This window comes from Erythrobacter insulae (assembly GCF_007004095.1).
GTDB classification, from domain to species: Bacteria; Pseudomonadota; Alphaproteobacteria; order Sphingomonadales; family Sphingomonadaceae; genus Erythrobacter; species Erythrobacter insulae.
In genome coordinates this window covers 90,054-114,716 of sequence record NZ_VHJK01000001.1, presented here as the reverse complement: position 1 = coordinate 114,716, position 24,663 = coordinate 90,054, and the positions used below count along the sequence as shown (strand labels likewise).

At 56.6% G+C, this 24,663-nt stretch carries 21 protein-coding genes and 3 tRNA genes; 7 read left to right on the top strand and 17 right to left on the bottom strand.

All coding sequences use genetic code 11. The features are described 5' to 3' along the window. Positions 1–27: 27 nt before the first annotated feature. Complete coding sequence (locus tag FGU71_RS14195) at positions 28–1,119, bottom strand: RcnB family protein (RefSeq protein ID WP_234035573.1); 1,092 nt, start codon at positions 1,117–1,119, stop codon at positions 28–30. Between the two features lie 181 nt (positions 1,120–1,300). Between FGU71_RS14195 and FGU71_RS00540 the strand changes: the two genes are divergently transcribed. Then, on the top strand, positions 1,301–1,882 hold the full coding sequence (locus FGU71_RS00540; RefSeq protein WP_142786763.1) for a pyridoxamine 5'-phosphate oxidase family protein: 582 nt from the start codon (positions 1,301–1,303) through the stop codon (positions 1,880–1,882). Between the two features lie 36 nt (positions 1,883–1,918). Here the strand turns inward: FGU71_RS00540 and FGU71_RS00535 are convergent, their stop codons facing one another. Both FGU71_RS00535 and ettA read right to left on the bottom strand, forming a co-directional pair. Beyond that, positions 1,919–2,608, bottom strand: coding sequence for a TonB family protein (locus FGU71_RS00535; protein WP_185960167.1), 690 nt, complete (start codon positions 2,606–2,608; stop codon positions 1,919–1,921). Positions 2,609–2,847: 239 nt separating this feature from the next. Beyond that, complete coding sequence (gene ettA / locus FGU71_RS00530; RefSeq protein ID WP_142786761.1) at positions 2,848–4,527, bottom strand: energy-dependent translational throttle protein EttA; 1,680 nt, start codon at positions 4,525–4,527, stop codon at positions 2,848–2,850. 261 nt (positions 4,528–4,788) lie between these two features. Here ettA and FGU71_RS00525 point away from each other — a divergent pair, with 261 nt between their 5' ends. The 4 genes from FGU71_RS00525 (at position 4,789) to FGU71_RS00510 (ending at position 11,224) form a co-directional block, all read left to right on the top strand. Continuing rightward, positions 4,789–7,128, top strand: coding sequence for a TonB-dependent receptor (locus FGU71_RS00525; RefSeq protein ID WP_142786760.1), 2,340 nt, complete (start codon positions 4,789–4,791; stop codon positions 7,126–7,128). A gap of 76 nt (positions 7,129–7,204) precedes the next feature. Next, positions 7,205–8,617 carry a M20/M25/M40 family metallo-hydrolase gene (locus FGU71_RS00520; RefSeq protein WP_142786759.1) on the top strand — a complete coding sequence of 471 codons (1,413 nt, stop codon included), beginning with the start codon at positions 7,205–7,207 and terminating at the stop codon, positions 8,615–8,617. A 181-nt stretch (positions 8,618–8,798) separates the two neighbouring features. Continuing rightward, positions 8,799–10,091 (top strand): glycosyltransferase, encoded by a 1,293-nt coding sequence (locus FGU71_RS00515; RefSeq protein WP_234035572.1) that lies wholly within the window; start codon positions 8,799–8,801, stop codon positions 10,089–10,091. Then, complete coding sequence (locus FGU71_RS00510) at positions 10,088–11,224, top strand: lysylphosphatidylglycerol synthase transmembrane domain-containing protein (RefSeq protein WP_142786758.1); 1,137 nt, start codon at positions 10,088–10,090, stop codon at positions 11,222–11,224. Before FGU71_RS00515 ends, FGU71_RS00510 begins: the two co-directional genes overlap by 4 nt. Positions 11,225–11,311: 87 nt before the next feature. Here FGU71_RS00510 and FGU71_RS00505 read toward each other — a convergent pair. The 4 genes from FGU71_RS00505 to FGU71_RS00490 all read right to left on the bottom strand — a co-directional run bounded on the left by FGU71_RS00505 (position 11,312) and on the right by FGU71_RS00490 (position 14,467). Next, positions 11,312–11,388, bottom strand: a tRNA-Pro gene (locus FGU71_RS00505). A gap of 35 nt (positions 11,389–11,423) precedes the next feature. Next, positions 11,424–11,499: transfer RNA gene (locus FGU71_RS00500), tRNA-Ile, on the bottom strand. An 86-nt stretch (positions 11,500–11,585) separates the two neighbouring features. Next, positions 11,586–12,587 carry a polysaccharide deacetylase family protein gene (locus FGU71_RS00495; RefSeq protein ID WP_142786757.1) on the bottom strand — a complete coding sequence of 334 codons (1,002 nt, stop codon included), beginning with the start codon at positions 12,585–12,587 and terminating at the stop codon, positions 11,586–11,588. A gap of 71 nt (positions 12,588–12,658) precedes the next feature. Next, positions 12,659–14,467 carry a histidine kinase dimerization/phospho-acceptor domain-containing protein gene (locus FGU71_RS00490; RefSeq protein WP_142786756.1) on the bottom strand — a complete coding sequence of 603 codons (1,809 nt, stop codon included), beginning with the start codon at positions 14,465–14,467 and terminating at the stop codon, positions 12,659–12,661. A gap of 246 nt (positions 14,468–14,713) precedes the next feature. Here FGU71_RS00490 and FGU71_RS00485 point away from each other — a divergent pair, with 246 nt between their 5' ends. Then, on the top strand, positions 14,714–15,175 hold the full coding sequence (locus FGU71_RS00485) for an Lrp/AsnC family transcriptional regulator (protein WP_142786755.1): 462 nt from the start codon (positions 14,714–14,716) through the stop codon (positions 15,173–15,175). A gap of 86 nt (positions 15,176–15,261) precedes the next feature. On the opposite strand, the gene FGU71_RS00480 is transcribed toward FGU71_RS00485, so the two are convergent. The 10 genes from FGU71_RS00480 to FGU71_RS00435 form a co-directional block, all read right to left on the bottom strand. Next, a complete protein-coding gene (locus FGU71_RS00480; protein ID WP_325053151.1) occupies positions 15,262–16,674 on the bottom strand; it encodes an NAD(P)/FAD-dependent oxidoreductase in 1,413 nt (470 codons plus the stop codon). Between the two features lie 256 nt (positions 16,675–16,930). After that, a complete protein-coding gene (accC, locus tag FGU71_RS00475; RefSeq protein ID WP_142786754.1) occupies positions 16,931–18,283 on the bottom strand; it encodes an acetyl-CoA carboxylase biotin carboxylase subunit in 1,353 nt (450 codons plus the stop codon). Between the two features lie 6 nt (positions 18,284–18,289). After that, positions 18,290–18,748: an acetyl-CoA carboxylase biotin carboxyl carrier protein gene (gene accB / locus FGU71_RS00470; RefSeq protein WP_185960166.1), complete on the bottom strand. Its 459-nt coding sequence runs from the start codon at positions 18,746–18,748 to the stop codon at positions 18,290–18,292. Between the two features lie 132 nt (positions 18,749–18,880). After that, entirely contained in the window at positions 18,881–19,327 is a 447-nt protein-coding gene (locus FGU71_RS00465) for a type II 3-dehydroquinate dehydratase (RefSeq protein WP_142788896.1), read from the bottom strand. Continuing rightward, complete coding sequence (locus FGU71_RS00460) at positions 19,327–19,929, bottom strand: hypothetical protein (protein WP_142786752.1); 603 nt, start codon at positions 19,927–19,929, stop codon at positions 19,327–19,329. The genes FGU71_RS00465 and FGU71_RS00460 overlap by 1 nt, the downstream gene beginning before the upstream one ends. 8 nt (positions 19,930–19,937) lie before the next feature. Next, positions 19,938–20,126, bottom strand: a complete 189-nt coding sequence (locus FGU71_RS00455) for a hypothetical protein (protein ID WP_142786751.1) — start codon at positions 20,124–20,126, stop codon at positions 19,938–19,940. A gap of 50 nt (positions 20,127–20,176) precedes the next feature. Beyond that, positions 20,177–20,590: a holin family protein gene (locus FGU71_RS00450; RefSeq protein ID WP_142786750.1), complete on the bottom strand. Its 414-nt coding sequence runs from the start codon at positions 20,588–20,590 to the stop codon at positions 20,177–20,179. Between the two features lie 71 nt (positions 20,591–20,661). Then, the gene (locus FGU71_RS00445; RefSeq protein WP_234035571.1) at positions 20,662–21,558 is read right to left on the bottom strand and encodes an HpcH/HpaI aldolase/citrate lyase family protein; all 897 of its coding nucleotides are present in this window, start codon (positions 21,556–21,558) and stop codon (positions 20,662–20,664) included. Positions 21,559–21,611: 53 nt separating this feature from the next. Next, positions 21,612–23,750: a TonB-dependent receptor plug domain-containing protein gene (locus tag FGU71_RS00440; RefSeq protein ID WP_142786749.1), complete on the bottom strand. Its 2,139-nt coding sequence runs from the start codon at positions 23,748–23,750 to the stop codon at positions 21,612–21,614. A 115-nt stretch (positions 23,751–23,865) separates the two neighbouring features. After that, positions 23,866–23,942, bottom strand: a tRNA-Pro gene (locus FGU71_RS00435). 365 nt (positions 23,943–24,307) lie between these two features. On the opposite strand from FGU71_RS00435, the gene yajC reads away from it, so the two are divergent. Further along, a complete protein-coding gene (gene yajC, locus FGU71_RS00430) occupies positions 24,308–24,655 on the top strand; it encodes a preprotein translocase subunit YajC (RefSeq protein WP_142786748.1) in 348 nt (115 codons plus the stop codon). Positions 24,656–24,663: the final 8 nt, after the last annotated feature.

Genomic DNA, 24,663 nt, shown 5'->3' with positions numbered 1-24,663 from the left:
GGCTCTGATTTTGGTTTCAACCGGTCTTTACCAGAAGAAGTCGTGAATAACATCGACCACTTCGCCGGTGTAGATATCGACGAGAACTACGTCGTCATAATACCGGACCCAGCGATAGGGGCCATAGACCTGCGGCAGACGATACGACCACGGATCATTGATGTAATACCGCGAACTAAAGAACAGGTTGTCCAGGAAGAACCCGATCTGGAGCCGGTTGTAACGGTGCCCGCGGAACGGCGCGTAATACCGGCCCAGACTAAAGATCCCGCGATTGGAAAAGCGGTGACCGCGCCAGTTGTAGCGGTTGTTGTTCCGCCAAGTCCGGTTCCACCGGCGATAGTCCCGGCGAACTTCACGGCGCGCATCGCGGTATCCGCGGTTGTAACCATTGCGGTTATCCCGGCGATAGTCCCGACGATCGCCGCGGCGTACATCACGCTGACGTTCTGCACGGCGACCATCACGGTAGCCATCGCGGCGGATCTGGCGGTCTTCAAACCGGTCACGGCTGCGTTCCTGACGAACACCATTGCGATAGCCATCGCGGCGTGCCCGATCTATCTGACCGTCGGCCCGGCGATTGGTCCGGTTTTCAAACCGGTTGCCGCGGCGTTCGGTGCGGTTGTCCACCTGATTGCCCCGGCGCTCTGTCCGTTCGCCGCGACGCTCAGCGCGATTGCCGGCGCGTTCTCTGCTGCGATCATATTGCTGCGTCCGGCGCTGGGCATTGCCTTGATTGACGCGGCGATCATTGCCCCGCTGTGCATCACCGCGGTTTGACCGCGTGGTCTGACGCGTCTCGCGGCGCTCTGTACGATTGCCTTGGCGACTGCTCTGGCGTTCAGCGCGATTGGTTTGGCGCGCAGCGGGCCGCTCTGAACGGCGTTCCTGGCGTGCCTGTTGACGCGAACCGCGATTGTTTGAACGCGTTTCGCTGCGGTTGATCCGCTGGTTAGCCCGCCGGTCTCCGCGCATTTCGGGCTGCCCGCTTTCTGCTTCCGCGCCTGCTTCCATGGCAGACGTAGCCGCGTGGGCTTCTTCGGGTGGTGCAACAAGTGCCAACGCAAATGCGAGGGCCGACAGCGCACTACCCTTTAACAATAGGGATATGTTCATAAGTGCCTCCTGTGTCGCCGCCCACCACCTGCGGCATGATTGATACGTTTCGATACATTGGTTTCTAGACGCGAGTCTCTGTCGCGAGCCTTAACCGGTCGTTTAGGCTTACGTTCATGTTGGGGGCTTCTTTTATGAATGCCTTGACGGGGGCCGTTCAAGCAGCACATGCGCAATCACAATGTTTGACACTTTAAAATCCGTCCAAGAGGACATCACCAATCGTCTTATCCGCGCTGGCAAGGATCGCAAGGTGCCGATGCACACGCCTTCGGTCGTCACCGCCGATGTGGATGCACGGACCATGGTCCTGCGCGAATTCGACGCACGCGCGTTCACTTTGCGGTTTCATACCGATACGCGCGCGCCAAAAGTTGCCACGATCGATGCCGATCCGCGCATGGCCGTGCTGTTTTATGACAAAGGCGCCAAGGTGCAGATCAGAGTGCGCGGGCAGGGCAAAGTCTTGCGCGATGCTCCGGTAACAGAGGCGGCGTGGGATGCGGGCAACAACTTTGCGCGGCGGTGTTATCTGGGCGATGGTCCCGGAACGGCATCGGACATGCCAACATCAGGATTGCCGTCGCAATTCGAAGGGGTTGAGCCGACTGACGAAGAAGTCGTGGTGGGCCGCCCGAATTTTTCGGTGCTTCTCATCACGCTGGAGGAGATCGATTGGTTCTATCTCGCGCATACCGGCCATGTTCGGGCGCAGTTTACGCGCGGCGGCGATAGCTGGGAAGGGCGCTGGGTTTCACCCTAGGCCTGTATTTTGGTGTGCGCTTTGGTCGGTGCGCACTCAGGCGTCTTTCATAAAGGTTTTGAAGAAACCGGCTTTCGGCTTCTTTTGGCAATTGTCGTAAACGTCCTGAGGCGTGGGCTTTTTGAAAGCAAAACTGTCAGGATGGACGAGCACCGCAGCGCCGAGGGTGAGTTTCCAGATGCGCATATCCTTGATCGTCTGATCGGGAAACATGGCGAGGTGCCAGTCTGCATCAATCAAAAACTCGGCGCAGGTTTTTTCGCCCAATTGCCCTTTGGCAAGGCTGTCTTTCCAGAAATTGAGCGGCATTTCGGCAGCCACATCGACTGGATTGCCAGCGGCATCGCGGCCCGGTTGGGCTGTGAATTGCCCGACCAAGGCGACGGCCACAGCGTCCAGTTCAGGCGAGCCGGTGGATTTCGAGACGACAATGTCGGTGATCGAACCATCGGCGCGGATCACGAAGTCGATTGTCGGTTCGCCCTGCGCGCCCAAGGCCTGAAGCTCTTTGAGCCCTGCGACTTCTTCTGGTGAGTCGATAAAGGCGGGCGGTGTGCCGCCCGCTTTCTTGAGCGCGCTGACAGCGATGGGAGCATCGGCGGCGGGCTGTTCAACCGGAACGGTTTCAGCCGCGGTCGCTTCGAGGAAGTCGCCGAGTTCATCCTGCGCGGCGGCAGGGACGGCGATGAGGGCAAAGGTGGTGAAGAGGGCGGTGAGGTGTTTCATGGAGCGTGCCCATTGTTGATTTTGACAACAGATATAGCGTTCCCCAGTTGTTGTCATCCCCGCGCAGACGGGAACCCAGCTTGCAACATGAGTCACACCGCACTGGACTCTCGCTTACGCGGGGGTGACGACTACACTCTGCTTAAACTCGTGTTTTTGTCAGTCGCTGCACCATCGCCGCCGAATCCGACACCTGCTGGCGAGATCTCAACATATGATCGCGCAAACAGCAGCGACCTTCACCGAGTCAGCTTCTTATACGCCAATCTCGTAGGCCGATCCGCTGCATCACCTAGACGGCGGCGTTTGTCTTCTTCGTAGCTTTCAAAGTTACCTTCGAACCATTCGACGTGGCTGTTGCCCTCGAACGCGAGGATGTGCGTTGCGAGACGGTCCAGGAAGAAGCGATCGTGCGAGATGACCACGGCGCAGCCTGCGAAGTTTTCAATGGCATCTTCCAGCGCGCCGAGTGTTTCCACATCGAGATCGTTGGTCGGCTCATCGAGCAGCAGGACGTTGCCGCCTTGTTTCAGCATTTTGGCCATGTGCACGCGGTTACGCTCACCGCCGGACAGTTTGCCGACAACCTTTTGCTGATCGCCGCCTTTAAAGTTGAACGCGCCAACATAAGCACGGGTGGAAGTGTCGTGGCCGTTGACCTGCATGTAATCGAGCCCGTCGGAGATTTCCTCCCACACGTTTTTCTTGGGGTCGAGATCATCGCGCGACTGATCGACATAGCCCAGATGGACGGTCTCACCGATTTCGATGGTGCCGCTGTCGGGTGTTTCTTGGCCGGTAATCATGCGGAACAGAGTGGATTTACCCGCGCCGTTCGGGCCGATCACGCCCACAATGCCGCCCGGTGGCAGCATGAAAGACAGGTTTTCAAACAGCAGCTTGTCGCCATACGCTTTCGAGATGTTCTTCGCCTCGATCACTTTGCCGCCGAGCCGCTCTGGCACCTGGATCACGATTTGCGCCTTGCCCGGCTTACGGTCGCCTTGCGCATCCTGAAGCTGTTCAAACTTGCGCACGCGCGCTTTTGACTTGGTCTGGCGCGCGGCTGGTGTTTGTTTGATCCATTCCAGTTCACGGCTGAGCTGTTTCTGGCGGCCGGATTCCTCGCGGCTTTCCTGATCCAGACGCTTGGCCTTCTTCTCGAGATAGGTCGAGTAATTGCCTTCATAAGGATAATAGGAGCCGCGATCGAGCTCGAGAATCCATTCGACCACATTATCAAGGAAGTAGCGATCGTGCGTAATCATCAGCACGGCGCCTGCATATTCCTTGAGGTGGTTTTCCAGCCATTCGACTGATTCAGCATCAAGGTGGTTGGTCGGCTCGTCCAGCAACAGGATACCCGGTTTCTGGATCAGCAGGCGGGTAAGCGCAACGCGACGTTTCTCACCACCGGAAAGGTTGTTGACCGGCGCATCGGAAGGCGGGCAGCGCAGCGCCTCCATGGCAATTTCGAGCTGATTGTCGAGCGTCCACCCGTCAACCGCATCGATTTTTTCCTGCAGAACACCCATCTCTTCCATCAGCGCGTCGAAATCGGTGTCATCGGTCGGCTCGCCCATTTCGGCGGAAATCGCATTAAAGCGCTCGACCATTTCGGCGGTTTCGCCCGCGCCTTCGCGCACGTTTTCCAGCACCGTCTTGCTCTCATCAAGCTGCGGTTCCTGCGGCAGATAACCGACAGTGATATTCTCACCGGCCCATGCTTCGCCAGTGATATCGGTGTCGATCCCGGCCATGATTTTGATCAGGGTGGATTTGCCCGCGCCGTTTGGCCCGACAATGCCGATCTTTGCGCCTTGGTAAAACTGTAGATTGATGTTCGACAGCACCGGTTTCGGGGCACCGGGGAAAGTCTTGGTCATGTTCTTCATGACATAGGCATATTGCGCGGCCATCGGGCGGTTCCTTACTGCGGTAACTTTGAGTGAATGATCGTTCGCAGCGCAAATAGGGAGAGAACCGCCGCGTAGCAAGCATCCAGCGTCGGCCATCGTGGCAGAAGCGCAACGGAAATTTCGCCAATCACGAGCATTCACAACGCCGAATTGACGAGCCGATAGCGCGCTGCAATCTGGCGCGGCCCACGATCCGGGCCTGATTCTGAAAGCGGGTAGGCCGCTCCGCCGTAATCGCTACATCCCAATGGAGACAATTCCATGAAATTCACTGCGAAATATCTTACTTCATCCGCCGCCGGTGCGGTTGCATTTGCGGCCTTTTATGCTGCGCCCGCCATCGCACAGGATGAAGACGGCGCAACCGAAGGCAAAGTCGAAGAGATCATTGTTACCGCGCAGCGCCGCGAAGAAAACCTCCAGGATGTGCCTTTATCTGTCACCGCGATCAGCGACGATTCGCTCGAAGCGCTTGGCAGCGGCGGTCAGGATATTCGCGCTTTGTCAGGCCGCGTGCCCAGCCTGATCGTGGAATCATCGTTCGGTCGGACTTTCCCGCGCTTTTACATTCGCGGCCTTGGCAATACCGATTTCGATTTCAACGCAGCCCAGCCGGTTAGCCTGGTTTATGATGATGTCGTCCTCGAAAACCCGATCCTCAAGGGCTTTCCGGTTTTCGATATGCAACAGGTCGAAGTGTTGCGCGGCCCGCAGGGCACCTTGTTTGGCCGCAACACACCGGCAGGCATTGTCAAATTCGATTCCGTCAAACCAAGCGATCAGCCCGGCGGCTATGCAAAGGTTTCATTCGGACGCTTCAACAACCTGAATGCGGAAGCAGCCGTTGGCGGACCGCTTGGTGAAAAGATCAATGTCCGCGTATCCGGCCTGTATCAACGGCAGGATAATTATGTCGACAATGTCTTGCCATCAGGGACAACCGAGGATGCGTTTGGCGGATTTGATGAATTTGCGTTCCGTCTTCAGACCGAAATCAATCCGACGGACAATTTTGAAATACTCCTCACCGGTCAAATTCGGGACCTTGATGGTACAGCGCGTTTGTTCCGGGCAAACAATTTCACACGCGGTCAGGAAGGGTTGAACGCAAACTTTGACCGCGATGTCGTGTCGGTTGATGGCCAGAATGAACAATCGGTCAAAACTCAAAACGCCTCTGCTCGTGTTACATGGGATGTCGGGCCGGTGTCCCTGATTTCTGTCACCAGCTTCTGGAGTGGTACGTCCACCTCCGTCGGCGATGTCGATGGCGGTTTTGGTGCGAATTTCCTGCCGCCAAACCTGTTTGGTCCGGGCGAGATCCCGTTCACTGCAGAAACGCGGGATTCGATCCCGAACCTTGAACAATTCACGCAGGAATTGCGCATTGCCAGCAATGGCAGCGGCCCGCTCAGCTATCAGGCTGGCGTGTTCTACTTTGACGAATCGCTTTCAATCCTGAGCGAAAACTATTCGACACTGGGCGATCCGTTCAATGCGCCAGGCGGCATCAACATTGTCGTATCGCAGCAACAGGAAAGCAAAGCGCTGGGTCTGTTTGGATCGGTAACATTTGATGTCACGGATCAGCTCAGCATCACCGGCGGGCTGCGCTATAATGATGATGAACGCGATTTCGTGGTCGTACGCAGCCGCGATACGCAGTTCCCAGGCTTTCTGCAGAACCCGCTCGGAACCGTAACCCGCTCTGTCAGCGACGATACTGTTACCTGGGATGCGAGTGTCACCTACGAAGCGAGTGATGACGTCAACCTGTATGCCCGCGTGGCGCGCGGCTACCGTGCACCGAGCATTCAGGGCCGGATCCTGTTTCCTCCGGCGACGGCAACTCCGCTGGAAGATGGTGTGTCCGTTGCTGATTCCGAAACCATCACTTCGTATGAAGGCGGCATCAAATCGACGTTCCTCGATGGCCGAGCACGGATCAACCTGTCGGGATTTTTGTATGATCTCAATGATGCACAGCTGACCGCCGTTGGCGGGAATGTGAATGCGAACCGGTTGATCAATGCGGACAATGTGCGTGGTTATGGATTTGAGCTCGACGCGCAATTGATCCCGGTCGACAATCTCTATCTCACTGCTGGCGTAAGCTATAACTTCAATGAGATTCAGGACGAAAATCTGACGACTGCGGCCTGCGGCGGAGTGCGTGTCGATACGTTCCCTGACGTTTCGCTGTGTACCGTCCTTGATCCGATTGTAACCCCGGCGGCTCCTTTCTCCGCTGCCATCGTGAATATTGACGGCAACAGTTTGCCACAATCGCCGCGCTGGATCGCCAATTGGACCGCCCGGTATGAAATCCCCATGGGTGACGGTGATTTCTACATCTTCACCGATTGGGCCTATCGTTCGCGGATCAATTTCTTCCTCTACGAATCGATCGAATTTCAAGACGCAAACCAGCTCGAGGGCGGTTTGAGAGTCGGCTATGAAACTGACAGTTTTGAAATCGCAGCATTCGTTCGGAACATAACGAACGACACCTCGCCGGTGAGCGGCATTGATTTCAACAACCTGACCGCGATGGTAAACGAGCCCCGCATCTGGGGCGTTTCGACCGGAGTGAAATTCTGATTTTTCATCAGGCATGACTTTGGAAATGAGAGGCCTCAGCTGGACTTGCAGCTGAGGCCTCTTTACGTACCGGCCGATGTATAAATCAGCTCTTACGCTCGCCGCGCTTTCGTCCGCCATTTCGCTTTCTGCACAAGAACCTGCCTCGGTGTCGCTCGCCGAAATTGCAGATAAGGCCTTGGAGCAGGACACTATTGCGTGGGATTTTGTCGAAGGGATCACCACCGAAGTGGGACCGCGCCAAGCCGGGACAGAGGCCGAGGCCCGAGCTCGCGATTGGGCGATGGTTTGGCTGAACGCGAACGGGTTTGACAATGTCGCCAATGAACCGTTCGAGATGGACACATGGGTGCCGGGCGATGTTCACAGGGCCAGCGTCACTGCGCCTTACATGCAAAACCTTGTGGTTCAGCCGCTCGGAAACAGCGCGGCGACGCCCGAAGGCGGGATCGAGGCGCAGGTGGTGTATTTCCCCACGCTTGATGATCTGATCGCCGCACCGGAAGGCAGCCTGACCGGCAAAATCGCCTTTGTGAGCCACGAAATGCGCCCTTCGATGGATGGATCGCATTACGGATATTTCGGCGGCGCACGCTTTGCCGGCCCCGGTATCGCAGCGCAAAAAGGCGCTGCAGCCATTGTGATAAAATCGGTAGGCACCGATTTGCACCGCAACCCGCATACAGGCACAACCCGGTTTCCCGAAGGCGTATCGGCAATCCCCGCTGCGGCTCTGAGTGTGCCGGATGCACAAAATCTGGAGCGGATGTTTGAACGGGCCGGTGATGCCCCGCTTTCGCTTAAACTCGAACTCAATCCGCGCCGTCTGGGGATGACAATGAGCGGCAATGTTGTTGGCGAAATTGTTGGGCGGAATGCGGCTTTACCGCCGGTTCTGCTGGCCTGTCATATCGACAGCTGGTGGAATGCGCCGGGCGCGTTTGATGATGGCGCAGGCTGCGCGATTATCGCGGCCGCTGCGCGCAATGTCCGCAAAGCGGGGCAACCACTGCGCACGATCCGTGTCCTGTTTGCTGGCGCCGAAGAGGTCGGCCTGTTTGGCTCTGTTGCGTATAGCAAGGCGCATATTGATGAACCGATTGCTGTCGGGCTGGAAAGCGATTTTGGCGCGGACCGGGTCTGGCGATTTGAAAGCAATTTTCGCGAAACCAATCCCGATCTGCACAGCCTGATCGCGAAATCCGTTGCGCGATTTGGCGTTGCAGATTCGTCCATCCGTGCAAGCGGCGGGGCGGATCTCAATATTGTGCGCGATCAAAAAGGCGCGATCATTGATCTGCAGCAGGATGGAACCCGGTATTTCGACCTGCACCACACACCTGATGATACGCTTGATAAGATTGATATAAATCAGCTGCGTCAGAATGTGGCCGTCTGGACGACAGTCGTCGGAATTCTCGCCAACGAAGACAGGCCGATCCTGACCGGCGGGGTCAATCCGAGCGCTCCTGCGGTTATGGAGCAATAGCGCGCGATAGTAATGCCGCGTTCAGGTCAGGGTTTCCAATGGGGCCCGATTGGGGGACTTTAATTGTAGCGATTAGCCACTATTTACGCGGGCAATCGATTGCATAAACGGCAATTTTATCCCTTGCGGCTCCTACGCAGTCGTATCTAAGGCAAAACCAGAAAGCAGATGGACGTTGCATATGACGCCAAACCGTCACGCCAGTTACTCGGCTAGTACGCCGGTCGTGGGCAACGCTTTGCCTGAAAACATGCTCGTCTGCGACCTAACCCAAAGCTGGTCCGCGAGCGGGGGGGGCGGCATTTCGACCTACCTCAAGGAAAAACGTAAATATTTCCTCGAACATTCCGATCATCGACTGCTCCAGATTGTGCCCGGACCAGAAGATAAGATTACGGTTGAAGGTCGCACGATCTTTGCCGAAGTCGGCGCCCCTCAAGTGTGGGGCAGCCCCAATTATCGCTGGATCAATCGCAACGATAAAGTGTTCGAGCTTCTCCGCGAATACCAGCCTAACATTATCGAGAGCCAGTGCCCGTGGGTGCTGCCATGGCTGGCGATCCGCCACCGTTGGCGGTTTCCCGATACGGCCTTGGTTGCCGGGTATCGCACAGACTTTCCGAACGCACAGATATACCGTGTCATGAAAGACCTGTCGGGGCATTATCCGGCGACGTTTTTCAAAAACCTCGGCTATTTCTATGCGTGGTTGACATACAACCGGTTTGACCGCGTCTATACGCTCAATCGCGAAGCAGAGCGGATGCTCAACAATGTCGGGCAAAAGAATACCGGGTTGCTCGGCCTCGGGGTGAATGTCGATCAATTCTCACGCGATCACCGCGATCCCGATTACCGTGCCAAAGTGGGCCTGCCAGAGGGTGATGGCCCGCTGCTGATCTATGCCGGACGGCTCGACAATGAAAAACGCGCCTACACGCTGGTCGATATGTTCAAAAACCTTCCACCGGATTTGGGCGCGGGAATGGTTCTGCTGGGCGAAGGCAAGCTGCGTGAAAGCCTGATCGAGCAATCTCAGGGCCTTCCAATCGCATTTCCTGGCTATGTGACCAACCGAAAGGATCTTGCGACCGCGCTTGCCTCTTGCGACATTTATGTGAGCGGTATGGCCGATGAGACATTCGGTATTTCCGTTCTGGAAGCGCAGGCGTCCGGGCTTCCGGTTGTTGGCGTATCTGGCGGAGCAATGCCCGAACGCGTGCCGGACGGCACCGGTCTGCTTGGCCCGGTTGATGATTTTATCTCGATGGCCAACAATGTCGTGAAAGTGTGGCGCGGCGATTATCAGTCGATGCGAGATCGCTCGGTTGAGCTGGCCAATTCGCATAACCGTTGGAAAGAGACATTCGAACAGCTCATCAATGTCGAATATGTCGAAGCATTGAAAGGGCGTGATGCGCGCCGCGACGGGGCTATTGCCGAACCGCTTAAACGCGCATTGAGTTTTTCGTGAGCGAGGACGCAGCTCCCAAGGCCGAAGCCGCGGATGATCACCCCGCTGTAAGCCACTGGCGCAACATGCCGCGCCGCACGCTGACGATTGCTCTGTCGATCCTGCCGATTGTTGCGCTCGGCAATGTGGCCGTGCTCATCTATGCGCTCGGCGGTATCAATCTGAGCGAGAAGCTTAAAGAACCGAATCTTCTGGGTCTGGTCGCTCTGCTCGTATTCGTGCCGATGATTGCCAATTCCATGCGTCTGGCACTGTGGGCGCGGTTTCTCGATCTGGAATTCGGTTTTCGCAAAGCTTTGAAAGTCATCACCGGAACGATGGTGGCCAATTCGGTCACGCCGTCTTCTACCGGCGGTATGCCAATCAAATTGTTGTTCCTGATGGGGGAGGGGGTTGATTCGCGCCGTTCTATCACGCTGATCTCATTTCAGGCGGCAGAGGACACTTTCATCACCCTCGCGATAGTTGCGCTGTGCCTTGGCATTACCGGTTATGCGATGTTCGAATTTATCGGCTCTGATCCGCTGATCCTCGCGCGGCTGGATGGGACTTTGCGCACGGCCAGTATGATTGTCCTGTGCGTCTTGCTGGCGATCGCGGCAATTGCTGCTTTAATCGGGGCGGGCGTTATGGGCCGCCGGGTGCGCGAATGGACCGCCCGGCTGATCAACCGGATCAAGTCCCATGTGGCGCAAATTGCTCGCGATTGGGCCAGCGTCTTTCGTCAGGGCAAATGGTTGGCGCTGATCAATCTTGGATTTTCCGCGCTCCAATGGTTGGTGCGTTTCTCCATCGCCGGGCTGATATTGCTCGCATTTGGCGTTGAATGGCAGCCTGCGCTGTTTTGGCTGCTGCAATGGCTGGTGCAGACCATCAGCTCAATCGTACCCACTCCAGGCGGCGCTGGCGGGGCTGAGGCGGCGTTTCTGCTGTTGTTCGCACCATTTGTCGCGATTGGCGTTGTCGTGCCTGCTATGAGCACGTGGCGGCTTATGCATTTCTATCTGCCGCTTGTCGGCGCGGCTCTTACATTCTTCCTGCTGCACCGGCGCGATCGCGCGCGGGTAAAGGCAGCCAAGGACAACGAAGAGATTGCCGATCCAGAAACCGGATTGCCGCAGCCAGCCGAATAGGCGCGATAAAGCGTTGCGTGATCGAGGCGCAAACGGGCCGGGCCAGTTACTGGCAACACTCAACCCATCTGGCGGAATTTCAAGAGATGGTCGGGGAGAGAGGATTCGAACCTCCGACCCCCTGTACCCAAAACAGGTGCGCTACCTGGCTGCGCCACTCCCCGACATACATCTCTTCGCCCGCGAGCCCCAAAAGGTTTGGTGGGCCCGGCAGGATTCGAACCCGCGACCTAGCCGTTATGAGCGGCCAGCTCTAACCGCTGAGCTACAGGCCCAAATGGTTTCGGCTGCGCGAACGAGGAAGGCCACTACAGCGGCATATCGACAGACACAAGTACGAAGCGCACAACTTTTCAGGAAATTAGCGTTTTACTGAGGAAATAATTTCATTTGGCGTCGTCGAACGCACTCCGCGACGGTCAAGATAGGCGTAAATTTGCCGGAACCAGTCATAGATTCGCTCCACATCGGCGTCGCTGCGCGAATATGGCGTGTGGCCCGGTGCAAGCGAAGGACTGTGGAAAGACAGGATGAGCAAAGGAAGCCCGTCGTCAAGCGCGATATCAATCCCGCGCAGCGCCTCTTCCACGGTAACGCCCTCCGGCGTCAGAGCGATGCGTTCCAACAGGCTCAGTTTTGAAAAAGCGGCAAAGAATGTGGGCATGTGGCGCTGTGCCCGGTGAATCTGCCGGCCCAGTTGGCGCAGCATACCCCAATATACGCTGGTGACGGGCAATTCGAGCACGGTGCTTTCGTCATCAATCCAGTACGGTACAGCAGGGTGGTGCGTGAAATCTGGCCCGCCTTGTTCGCTATAATCGAACAATGACCGGACCGATGTGTCCAATGCAAAACCGTTATCCTTAAGCAGATCGGCGGTGTTGGGACCGACTCCATAGCGGCCCGCACGGTAAATTGCCGGAGCAGTGCCAAACGCGTGCTCGATCCGATCGCGCAAAGCGGTGAATTTCGCCGCCTCCAGTTCAGGCGGAAGATTACCGGCAAAAGAATTGTGAGTGTTCACCGCTTCATCGAATGGCGGATTGACCCAGCCATGCAGCTGCATCCCAATCGACGCCGTTTTGCGGCGCAGTGCATCCCCGATGATTTCAACCGCCCGCCCATCATGCGCTATCGGCCAGTCGACCAGATAGACCGGATGCGCGCCCAATTCCTCGCATACGCTTTGAAACCGCGCCAGCTGGCCGGTGTGTTGAAGGCCATGATCATCGCGGCTGAACGGAGCGGCCCAGTCAAATTCTTCCTCGGTATCAACCGTCAACAGAACGCGCTGTCCAAAATCACTCGCAAAATTGGCGGGCGCATTTCCCGGTGGCGGGGCCAGCATAGAGCGTTTGGCCATGTCAAAAACACCCTGAGAATGATCGCTGCACAGGAGCATACAGCGCGTGGAAACTGGTCAGCGCGCGGTAATCAGGCCGCATTATCCTGTTCATCGCACTCTGAATGGCTAGGCAGCGCCTGTCTGGCGGTCAAGAGCGGCAGGGTAAGTGTCAACGTGTCATCGTTTACGGTCAGCTTGCCGCCAGCGGCCTGCGCCTCAGCCCGCGCCAGCCGCAGGGCAAATCCGGCACCGAACAGACCGGCATTGATTGTTGAACTGATCGGTTTCACTTCAGCGGCAAAGATATCGTCTTCTGCCATCAACTGTGCCGGCAGCTCGCACGTCAAGCGCGCTTCGCTATGGCCAGTTTCCAATGCTGCGATCAACATCTCACCGGACGCGCAGCTTCCACCGAGTGTCGCCAGTAAACGCCACAACAGCGATTCGGCGTCGTCTGTATGCAGCGCGATGAAAATCGGGCCCTCGGGCTCATCCTCAAAATCAATGCCGGCCATCCTCGCGCTGAGCACCTGGCCAAGCTGATTGCTGGTCGCATAAGCCAGAGCGGACAGATCGGCTTCGCCGGGCTCCATAACCATGGCACCCGTTTCCAGCTTTGCCAGCCGGTCGAGCTCTTCAAAACCGGATAGGATCCGTGCCGCATCTGCGGCAATCGCAGCGGCCAGTGCGCGGTAATCGTGCGGAGCCGGGCCAAACAATTGCTGTTGAATGACCTCGGCGTATCCCTGAACCGCGGTTACGGGTGTGCGCAATTCATGCAGCAATTGGCGGATTCGGTCAGCTTCACGAGCCGCCGGGCCCGATGCAGCGGAATGATCAAATGCCGGTCTGCGAAACCGGCCGATATAGCCGGAAAAACTGCCATCATCGGTAAAGCTGGGCTGCGCATCTACAATCCATTCACCGGCCACCGCATCGGCGCCTCTCATCTCGAAAGTCGCCTGCGTTATCGGCAGCCGCCTGTAGAAAGAGCGCTCTAGCGGGCTTTCGCTATCGCGGCTTCCCAATATGGGTAACGGCACAAGGCGAGTTCCGATGACCATCGCGGCCGCTTCTGTTTCTGCCCATTCAATCCGTCCGGCAGGATCGGCGGTAAATCCGAAAGCTGTAATGCGCCGCACGCCCGCAGCGTGACTTTCATCAAGACCCAATGGCAGCTTTGGCGAACGTTCAGCATCCATCGGTGTGGATTCGCGGGTCCTGCGAAACTGCGCAATCCGTTCGACCAGAGCGGAAATCTCGCTGCGTCCGGTATCATTCGCATCAAAAGGGGGCATTGCGTTCGCAGCACCCGTTTGTGCCGGGTCATGGATTGGTGATAGTTCGTCTTGTTCAAAGCTGCCGCTTTGGGCCTGTTCGATTTCGACCGGGATATTGGCAATGGGTTCGTTTTCGCCTGCATCTGTGTCTTTGACAGGCGCAGACGGTGACGGAAGCCCGCGATCATGAATTCCAAGCCGTTCGAGCAGGACATCAGTATCGACCGGTAAATCCCTGCGGAGGCGCAGGAAACCGCGAGCGCGAACCGGCAGACGCGGGATCAGTGTCTCCCAATCTTCTGCCGATAACTGCGCCCGATTAAGCGCCGCGGAGGCGACTTCGGGTTCATGATCGGCCAGATGCGCTGCGAGATCGGGGCTGCGGAACCGCCATCCCGTTTCCCGGATCATCGCGGCTCTGTCTGCTGCTGGAAGCTCCTCTGCCAGCGCATCCATGCGCATCCACGCAGCAGCGATCAAGCTGGCCGAGCGGTCATCTTGTGGTGCGAATTTGCGGTTGCCCAGAATGTCCAGCAATTGCCTGAATTGCGTGCGTGCGCCCGCTTCGCTCGTGGTGCGTTGACGCAGCACAGTTGCGAGGCGGTCATCAAAAAACATCAAGGCTCCTTCAATCTGAAATCGCGCGCAATGGATCGGGCATAGCGAATCCAGTCTATGCCCTTACACCATGCTACAAATGTTACAGGTGCACACTCACACTGCGTTGCAAAGCGGGACAATTGCTGGCAGACCTAATATTATTATATAAGCGCGTGCCGTTGCAGGCATGTTGTTTCGCATGATCATTATTACATAAGCAGGCCAGATTGTTTTGGCGGCTTACACATCGGGGAGTGTGCAACCATGGCGAATCTGGACGAGATCGACAAACGGCTGTTGTCTGAATTGCAGGCCGAAGGGCGTGTTACCAATGTCGAACTGGCGCAGCGAGTAGGATTGACAGCGCCGCCCTGTTTACGGCGCGTGCGCGGGCTCGAGGAAGAGGGCGTTATCCGCGGCTATCACGCCGATCTTGACCCTTCGAAGCTGGGATTTGCGATCACCGTGTTTGCGATGGTCAGCCTGAAAAGTCAGGCGGAAAGCGCACTGCGCGAATTTGAGGATCACATGGCCAATCTTGCCGAAGTGCGCGAGTGCCATATGCTGAATGGCGAGATCGACTTTATTCTCAAAATCGTTAGCCAAGACCTTCAAAGTTTTCAGGAATTCCTGACCGGTAAACTGACGCCTGCGCCCAATGTCGAGAGTGTGAAAACCTCTTTGACGATCCGGACATCCAAACATATGCCCGGTGTTCCGCTCTAAGCGAAGCCGGGTTTCATCTCAAAATAATCCGAAAAAATTCCCATTTGCTGCGGTTTTCTGCTGCCGGATGGATGGCGCACGAAAGATCAGTGCAGCTTAAGCCGTGGCCGAACGATACGGTTCACGCGGCCGATTGCCATCAGGAATAATCCCTTCATCCAGCCGTGAATCCCAAGCAGGTGCAGGCGATAGAGCGAGGTATAGATAAGCCGCGCCATTCTGCCCTCAACGGCCAAAGATCCGCCCACAAGGTTCCCCATCAAGCTCCCTACCGTTGAAAAACGGCTGAGTGAGATCAGCGACCCTTTGTCTTGGTATACGAAGGTTTTGAGCGGCCTGTTTTTGATTGAGCGCACAATATTGTCGAACACGGTGCTTGCCATCTGATGCGCGGCCTGAGCGCGGGGCGGGATGGGCATTTCTGCGCCATCGGGCGTGTAAGATGCGCAATCGCCCAACGCAAAAATCCGATCGTCATCGAGCGTCTGCATGGTGCCGTGGACCAGGATTTGATTGCGGCGATTGGTTTCCAGCCCGAGTTCCGCGAGCATGTCTGCCCCTTTGACGCCAGCGGCCCATACAATCAGATCGGCATCAATTGTCTCACCCGCGCTTGTGATCAAGGTGCGCGGCCGCGCTTCGATCACTTGCGTCTCTGTTTTCACGACGACGCCCAGCACATTAAGCTCGTGGCGCGCCGCCGCTGATAGTTTTTCAGGCAACGCAGGCAAAATGCGCGGCCCCGCTTCGAGCAGGGTGACTTTCAGGCGGCTTTCGTCAAACACTTCAAGGCCGTAATGCCGCAGCGCTCCTGCTGCATTATACAGCTCGGCGGCCAGCTCAACGCCCGTTGCACCGGCGCCGATAATGGCGACTTTGACCTGTTCATCCGCACCGGGATTGGCCATCATCGCGCGGCTTACGCGCAGGCAATTGTTGAGCAATTTGGTGCGGAAAATATCGGCCTGCTCGCGCGAATCGAGATAGATGCAGTGGTCTTTGACGCCAGGTACGCCGAAATCATTTGAAATCGAACCAACAGCCAGAACAAGATAATCGTAACGGATCGTGTGCCCGGCGATCACTTCCTTGCCATCATCATCATGCACGGGTGCCAGGCTGATCGTGCGAGTTTCGCGGTCTATTCCGTCCAGGCTTCCCTGAAAAAAGCGATAGCCCCAGCGATAACAGTGCCCGCGATATCCGACTTCATCGAGGTTGGCGTCAAGCGATCCGGCTGCCACTTCATGCAAAAGCGGTTTCCAGATGTGCGACAGATTCTTGTCGACCAGAATGATGTCGTAATGTTTCCGCCCGAACTTCGCGCCGAGTTTGCGCACAAGTTCAAGCCCGCCAGCCCCGCCGCCAACGACGACGATCTGCGTCTTGCGAGGGGTGCTGGATTGCTCAAGCCGAGCATCCACCGGGACAGCAAGAATTGGCTTTTCCTGCATCACTGTGCCTGCCTCGGCATCAAGAATATTTTCGTTTTTCACCATAGCTCAATGATTATCGCGCGCATTGGTGCCCGCATAACTTTTCTTGAGACTGTTTAGCCGAATTTCTCAATAGGGCCGAAGAAATCGATCACTGGTACAATTATGCCAGCATCTACGATTTCAGCAGCGTCAAAACCATTCATCAAGCGCTTGCCGCTCGGATCGATTTTCCAGTGATAGCGAAAAAAATGTTGTGTATGTCGATCGCGTTTCGATCGCGTTGTCACAGAATTGACCGCGCGCGCGATCTCCGCACTTACTCAGCTTCGCGCTTTTCCAGCCAATCTTCGAGCCATTTGATGGTGTAATCGCCTTCCAACACATCATTCTGACGCAGCAGTTCCTGATGCAACGGAATGTTGGTTTTTACGCCTTCAACCACCATCTCTTCTAGCGCGCGGCGCAGGCGCATAATACAGCCTTCGCGATTGCGGCCATAGACGATCAGTTTGGCAATCATGCTGTCGTAATAGGGCGGGATGGAATAGCCCGCATATAGCCCGCTATCGACGCGGACATGCATACCGCCTGCGGGGTGATAATACGTCACCTTGCCGGGTGATGGTGTGAAATTGAACGGATCCTCGGCATTGATCCGGCATTCGATCGCGTGGCCTTTAAATTCCAGTTCTTCCTGAGAGACAGAAAGCGGCTTACCCGCAGCAATGCGGATTTGTTCACGCACCAGATCAACGCCCGTGATCGCCTCGGTAACGGGATGCTCAACCTGAAGCCGGGTGTTCATTTCGATGAAATAAAACTCGCCGTTTTCCCACAGGAATTCGATTGTGCCGGCACCGCGATAGGCCATATCGCGCATCGCTTTTGAACAAATCTCGCCCATCCGCATCCGTTCATCATGGCTGATGACGGGCGAGGGTGCCTCTTCCAGAACCTTTTGGTGGCGGCGTTGCAGCGAGCAGTCACGCTCTCCCAGATGGATTGCATTGCCGTTGCCATCGCCAAACACCTGAAATTCGATGTGGCGCGGATTGCCGAGATATTTCTCGATATAGACTGTGGCATCACCAAACGCCGATTTGGCTTCGTTACCGGCGGCCTGCATCAATGCTGCAAGCTTATCTTCGCTTTCGCAGACTTTCATGCCGCGCCCGCCGCCGCCGCTGGCCGCTTTGATAATCACCGGATACCCGATTTCAGCGGCGATTCTCTTGCCTTCCTCGGGATCAGAGACCGCGCCATCCGAACCGGGGACCAGCGGCAGACCAAGCGCGCCTGCGCTTCGTTTGGCCTCGACCTTGTCGCCCATTGTACGGATATGTTCGGGTTTTGGCCCGATCCATTTGATGTCATGCGCCTCGACTATGTCGGCAAATTTGGCATTTTCCGACAGAAAGCCATAGCCCGGATGGATCGCATCACACTGCGCGACTTCTGCGGCAGAAATGATGTTGGCGACATTCAAATAGCTGTCTGTCGCTGCGGGCGGACCAATACAAACGGCATGGTCAGCCAACCGAACGTGCATGGCATCGGCATCGGCGGTGGAGTGAACGGCCACCGTTTCAATGCCCATCTCATGCGCTGCACGGTGAATGCGCAGCGCAATTTCGCCGCGATTGGCGATCAATATGCGGGTGATGCTCATATCGGTTTAACCGATTACAACGAGCGGCTGATCAAATTCGACCGGCTGCGCGTTATCGACCAGAATGGCTTTGATGGTGCCGGATTTATCAGCGGTAATCGGGTTCATCACCTTCATCGCTTCTATGATCAAAACCGTGTCGCCTTCGCTGATCGCGTCACCGACGGAAACAAAGTTCGACGCTCCGGGCTCAGGTGCCAGATACACGGTGCCAACCATTGGACATTTCAAAGCGTCGGCATGGCTGTCCACCGCTGCGGGGGCATCAGCCGCCGGAGTAGGTGCCGCCGCGACCGGTGCCGGTGACGGCGCGGCCATCGGCGCAGGTGCCATAGTCGGAGACGCGGCAACACCGCCGCGTGACACGCGGATCTTGCGACCATCATCTTCTACTTCGATTTCGGTAAGTCCTGTCTCGTTCAGCAGTTCGGCAAGTTCGCGAACGAGTTTGGATTCAATGTTCATGCCGGGTTTTTTCCCAGCGGCCGGCTTACTAGTAGCCATGCATACCCCTTGTGTAGTTTCGCATGTGACTATTCACGCCAATTGCGGCTGGCAAGTGGCAATTGCCCAAAATCAACGAAATGATTTTACGTTTCAGATTTCACCTGACGCTACGGCTTCGAGCGCGATCCGGTAGGAATCGGCTCCGTGGCCTTCCACCGTTTTGGCCGCAGCCATCCCCACATATGATGTGTGCCGGAATGTTTCACGGGTCTTGGGATCTGACAAATGCACTTCGATAACAGGGGTTTGGATCGCTTTGATCGCATCCAGAAGCGCGATTGATGTGTGGGTGTAGGCCGCTGCATTGAGCAAGACGGCACGTGCGCCTTCTGCCTGCGCTTCGTGTAGCCAATCGACCAGCATTCCTTCGTGATTGGTTTGCCGCATGTCGATAACGAGGCCAAGCTCTCGCGCGCGATCCTCCAGCATTCCTGCAATATCATCGAGCGTTTGCGAGCCGTAAATCTCCGGCTCGCGCAGGCCGAGCAGGTTGAGGTTGGGGCCGTTGAGGACGTAGACGATGTTTGTATCGGCGATCAAAACTGCAATGCCCCATCTGAGAGCGGGTAAAAAATGCCTTTAATGCAGTCATCGGTCCTAACTGCAATCTGCGTGTGGGTTTTTGCTTTGATCGCAGATCCCGGAAAGGCGGTTCCACCCTCCTCAAACATACCTCGCACTGTATCGATCTTTTCAATCGACGTGTCTTCTATGAGCCTGTGTAGATGCCGAAAAACAGCGCAATCAAGATATCGGAGAAGAAGGTTTTCAAAAGGGTCTGATGGCGCATTTTGATTTTGTGGAAGAGGCAAATCGGAGGCTTGGTTGAGCGAGTGAAATGAAGCGTAGGCTGCTGCGACAAGCTCAATGTCATCTCGGTTGGTTAGGTCGAGACATTCTCTAAGATCTATGACAGCCCCGATCACCGCCGGATTATCAATTTCCCCGCGTTCTTGCTTCCACTCGGCAAATTCCATCGCGCGCTGAGGGTCGGCTTCCCAAAAATAGGCGCCCGGGCCTAGCCAATCCCAGTCACGATCGCTTTTTAAAAGCGGCATTTCGCCAGCTATAACACGTGCAGCCACGGTGGAATCGCAGCCGTGATAACCAAGAATAAAAGATGTGGCGAGCCTCGCCAACTAGATGCTCACGCAGCCCGTTTGGCCGAGCGCTTCGTTGCACCGCGACCGCCGAATTCTTTTTTGAGATTGCCTTTCGGCGTATATATGCCCTCTGAGATCAGGATGCGGCGCGCAGCATCCTTCGACTGTAAACCCAACTCGGTCGCCTCTTTGATCTTATTGAGAATAAGCTGGTTGCGTTCCGTTTTGCTCATGATGACGAATTAGTCGCACATCTTTGTAAACGCAAGATTGACGGTCGAAATCACCGTTCCACGCCCTTGACCTTACCCCACTGGCGCGCCGCCGTGTAGCCGAGATAGCCGGTGCCAAACAGGGCATAGAGCGGTTCTGGCAGGCCGTTCAGATAAGCGTTCATGCCGCGCGCGATTTCTCCTGCGGCGGCGGGGTTGAAGGCTGCGAGCACGCCCATCGGCATCGCCCACAGGATCATCGCATACATGACATAGAGAAAGCTGGGGCGCGCGCGGCTCGTCCATGGGTCATTTGATTGCGCTTCTGCGACGATCGCTTGCAGGCGCGCCTCGATCATCCGCATATCCTGCGTGCCCTCCAGCTTGATCAGCTCAAGCTTGGCCTTTGCACGGGCTTCTTTGTCCGGGATGATTTTGTCGAGGATCGAGGTGATCGGACCGATAAGGGATTCGAGAATAGCCATGTGTCGCGCTCCATTGAATTGAGTCGCGCCTTATGTAACCAAATCGGTTCATGTAGGAAAATGTTAGAACCCTATTGGGCGTCGCCGGCCTCTGCGAGTAGTCTTTGCGCCAGCACCATATGCGGGCGGTCCAGCATATTGCCATCCATCGAGACGGTGCCGGAACCGGGATTGTCGGCAAAGGCCTGTAACACTGCGCGGGCATGGGCGAGTTCTTCGGGGCTGGGTGTGAAAGCAGCGTTGATCGGTGCAACTTGCGCAGGGTGGATGGCCAGCATCCCTCTAAATCCCTGAGCGCGCACGCTTTTGGCGCGGACGGCGAGTTTATCAAGGTCGCGGAATTCTGGTTGCACTGTCTCGATCGGAGCAACGCCTGCTTTCACCGCGCCGAGCAAGCAGAGGCTGCGCGCCATTTCATAGACGTGGCTGTATTCACCATCCGGACCGCGTTGTTCGCGCGCGCCAAGCTCGCTTGAAAGGTCCTCTGCGCCCCAGCTCATTGCGACCAGCCGCGGCGCTCCGTCATACATGCCGGTGGTGAACATGGCGGCGGCGGTTTCTGTCACCAGCGCGGCCACGCGGATCGCGCCAACATCCATCCCCGCCTGAACTTCGCGCGCAGACAGCATCGCATCGAGCCGTTCGACATCGTGCCCGCCTTCGGCCTTGGGAAGAAAGATCCCGCCGGGCCCGGCTGAAACCACTGCATCCAGATCGGCCTCGGTCCATTCGCCAGACAATGGGTTTACCCGGACCCACACGCGTGATTTATCCGGTGCATTCGCAATCGCCGCGGCGACCTGTTCGCGCGCTGCTGCTTTATTTTCGGGTGTCACCGAATCTTCCAGATCGAGCAAGGCAATGTCAGCCTCGCTCGCGATGGCCTTGTCCATTTTCTTGTCGCTGTCGCCCGGCGCAAACAGCCAGGAGCGCATTTTGGTTAAGGGGGCGGTGACATTATCGGTCATTTGCAAATCCTCTTCACCCACGGGGTAGGCGGGCAGGGTACGCTTCGCAACCGCTAGAAAGAGCCTTCGATATCGAACGAATAGATCACACCAAAGCGGCGATCGCGGTCCTCGCGAAAATCGACCAGACCGGCGGTGCGATCGAGGAAGATTGTACGTTCGAACCGGTCTTGTTGATCGATCAAATTCCCGACGCGGAAGCGCGCCGTCATCCCGAATACATCTTTGTGCTCGACAAACAGGCGCGCAAAACCGGGCGCTTCGGATCGCAAGGAAACCTCGCCCAAACGAACCGCCAGACGGTTTTCGCTATAGCCATACGCCCCGCCGACAGCCCAGTCCGAACCGAAAAAGTCCTGCCGCACTTCAACGCCGACACCAAAATTCCGGAAGCCCGAAATGTCGCGCGGCTGCGATGTCAGCGGATCGAGGATCTCACTATCGCGAACCGTGAAATTTGTATCGAGCCTAAGCCCGCGAACGCCGATCGGGTCGAACAAAAGCGTTATTTCGCCTGCAAGCCCCGCGATTGTGGCTGCGTCAACATTACCCGGAGCCTCTCCGCCGCCTGCAATCGGGATCTGATCGACAAAATCGCTCAGGTCCTCATAAAATGCGCGGATATTGACCGACCCGATGGCACCAAGGCTCTGGGTTGCTTCTGCTTCGAAAAGCCAGCTTTGCGGGGGCACAAGGTTCGAGTTTGTGACGTTGACGCGGTCCTGATTGAGATCAGTCGTCGCGATAAAATCAAAGAAATTGAGCTGGCCGACGACCCGCTCAATCCGGCCTGACAGGTTCAATGTCTTGTTGGCTTTCCAATCGAGCGCGGCAAACCCCTTTGGTCTGAAAAAAGACCGCGTCTGGCCCCCGACGCCGCTTTGCCGGATCGTTGAATACTCGCCGCCGAAAGACAGCTGCATTTGCAGGTTGTCGGCAATTTTGCGGCCATAGGTCAGGCTGCCTTCGCCGCGGTCTTCCTCTACGCGCGCACTGGCACCGTCGAATTCAACCGGCTGTAAGATGCCTGCGGCGTCGCGCACTTCCAAACTTGATTCGATGTCGAGCGAGTTTTTCACGCCTTCCAGAGCAAACTGGATATCTCCGCCCAATCCGGCAATCGTGTATTCAGTGCGCAGGATCGTTTCCGCTTCGTCGGCGTCCCGGATAAACAGCGATCCTTCGGGTGGGCGCGCATCGGCGAATGTCGTTATTACGTCAGACGAGGTCGGGCTGTCTTCGTAACGGCGATAACCGATAACTTTGAGCTGACCGCTACCGAGGCCAAAACTGTAATCGGCTCCGACTTCGTAATTGAATTCATCCTCTTTCGACCGGAACAGGCGAAAGCGGTCTACCGGTGAGATTATTCCGGTGCGAGCCGACGTTTCGTTTTGGTCGAACAGGTTGGCCGTGACACTGCCGGTCAGGTTCAGGATATTTCCATTGTCGGCCGTGCGCGCAAAAGAACCGGAGAGGCTGGGGCGGTCGGAGACGAAGTTGGATTGTTCATCGCGTGTATCGATCAAATTGTCCGCTGCATCGAAAACCCGCTCGATACCTTCGTTGCCGCGCCGTCCGGCATCGTTATCCAGGCTGAGAGTCCATTCTGTCTGTTCCCCGCCTCCCGCGAGCGAGATTTGGCCGTCACCCCAACGGAATGGTACTCCGAAAGAGCGCCATTCGGCAGAGTACCTGAATTGCCCGGTAATTCCGCCAGTCGATTTTGTGACGACATTCAGAACTTGCCCGGTCAGCCCGCCAATATCCAGGCTGGCACCATCGACAATTTCAAGCCGCACAACCTCTTCGGCTGGAATACGTTGCAGCGCCGCGACAGGGCCGTTTGATTTGCCTGAAATGCGCTGACCGTTGATGATTACGTTTGTGTCTGCCTGACCCAGACCGCGGTTGCCGCTGCTGGATTGGATTGAAAAGCCGGGAATTTGCCGGGCCATGTCCAGCGCGCTGCGCGGGGCAAAGCGTTCAAAATCGACCGGCGTGAACACGCGCCGGGTGTTGGCGGAGCTGGTTTCGGATGACCCCTCTTGAGCCGCGCTTGCGCTGCTATCGCTCGAAACGTCCGCGCCGGTTTCGGCACCGGTGTCGGCACGCGCGGTGTTTTCGGCCGCCAGCGGGATGGCACCAAACGTCATCGCCGCGGTGGAGATCAGAAGAGTTCGCAATTTCATAAGTCCGTACAACGCAGTGCCTTCGCGCAAGTTCCGTGCGGCCGTTTGAACAAATATTGCACGGCGGCAACCATTATGCGGCGAGCGTATGTCTCGGTTCGATGAATGGCTCCACTGGTCGGGAAGACAGGATTCGAACCTGCGACCCCCACACCCCCAGTGTGATGCGCTACCAGGCTGCGCTACTTCCCGTATCCAGTGGAGGCGCGCCGTATAGGGTCAGGTTGGCCGCCATGCAAGTGTGATTGCAAACGGCACCGGTGCAGCCATCAGCGGCGCTTGATACTTTGGCGGCGCTGGATCGGGATTGTTGCAAACTTGATCGAAAGCAGATGACAAGCAGATGATATGCCGGCCACATTCGGTTTTCGGGTGAAATGATACGGCGGCGTTCGCGCACCGATTGCCGGGCGCTTGCAATGCTGCTACGCGCGCCCACTTACACGGAATTCGGGGGAGGCCGGACCAATGCGTTATTCGCACCTGGTTCATTCTGACCTGCATAACGACACACAATTGCGGCGCGGTTTGCGCCAGGTTTTAGGGTTCGATCGGATATGTTTGATATTCTCGTCAACACGCTTGGGACAGCCGGCGCAGCTGCCGCCGGGTCTGGTGGCCCAATGGGCTTCATTCTCAGCTTGCTTCCGTGGATCGGTATCTTCGGCATTTTCTGGTTTTTGATTTTCCGTCCGCAAATGAAAAAGCAGAAGGAACATCAGGCAAAGATCACGGGCCTGAAAAAGGGCGATCAGGTTATCACCCAAGGCGGCCTTGTCGGTAAAGTGGCCAAGGTGGACGACGTGTATGTCGAAATCGACCTTGCCAAAGACGTGCGGGTCAAAGCCGTAAAGCACACGATCGGCGATATCATTCCGCCCGGCGGCACAGCCGCAAACGATTAATCCCGATT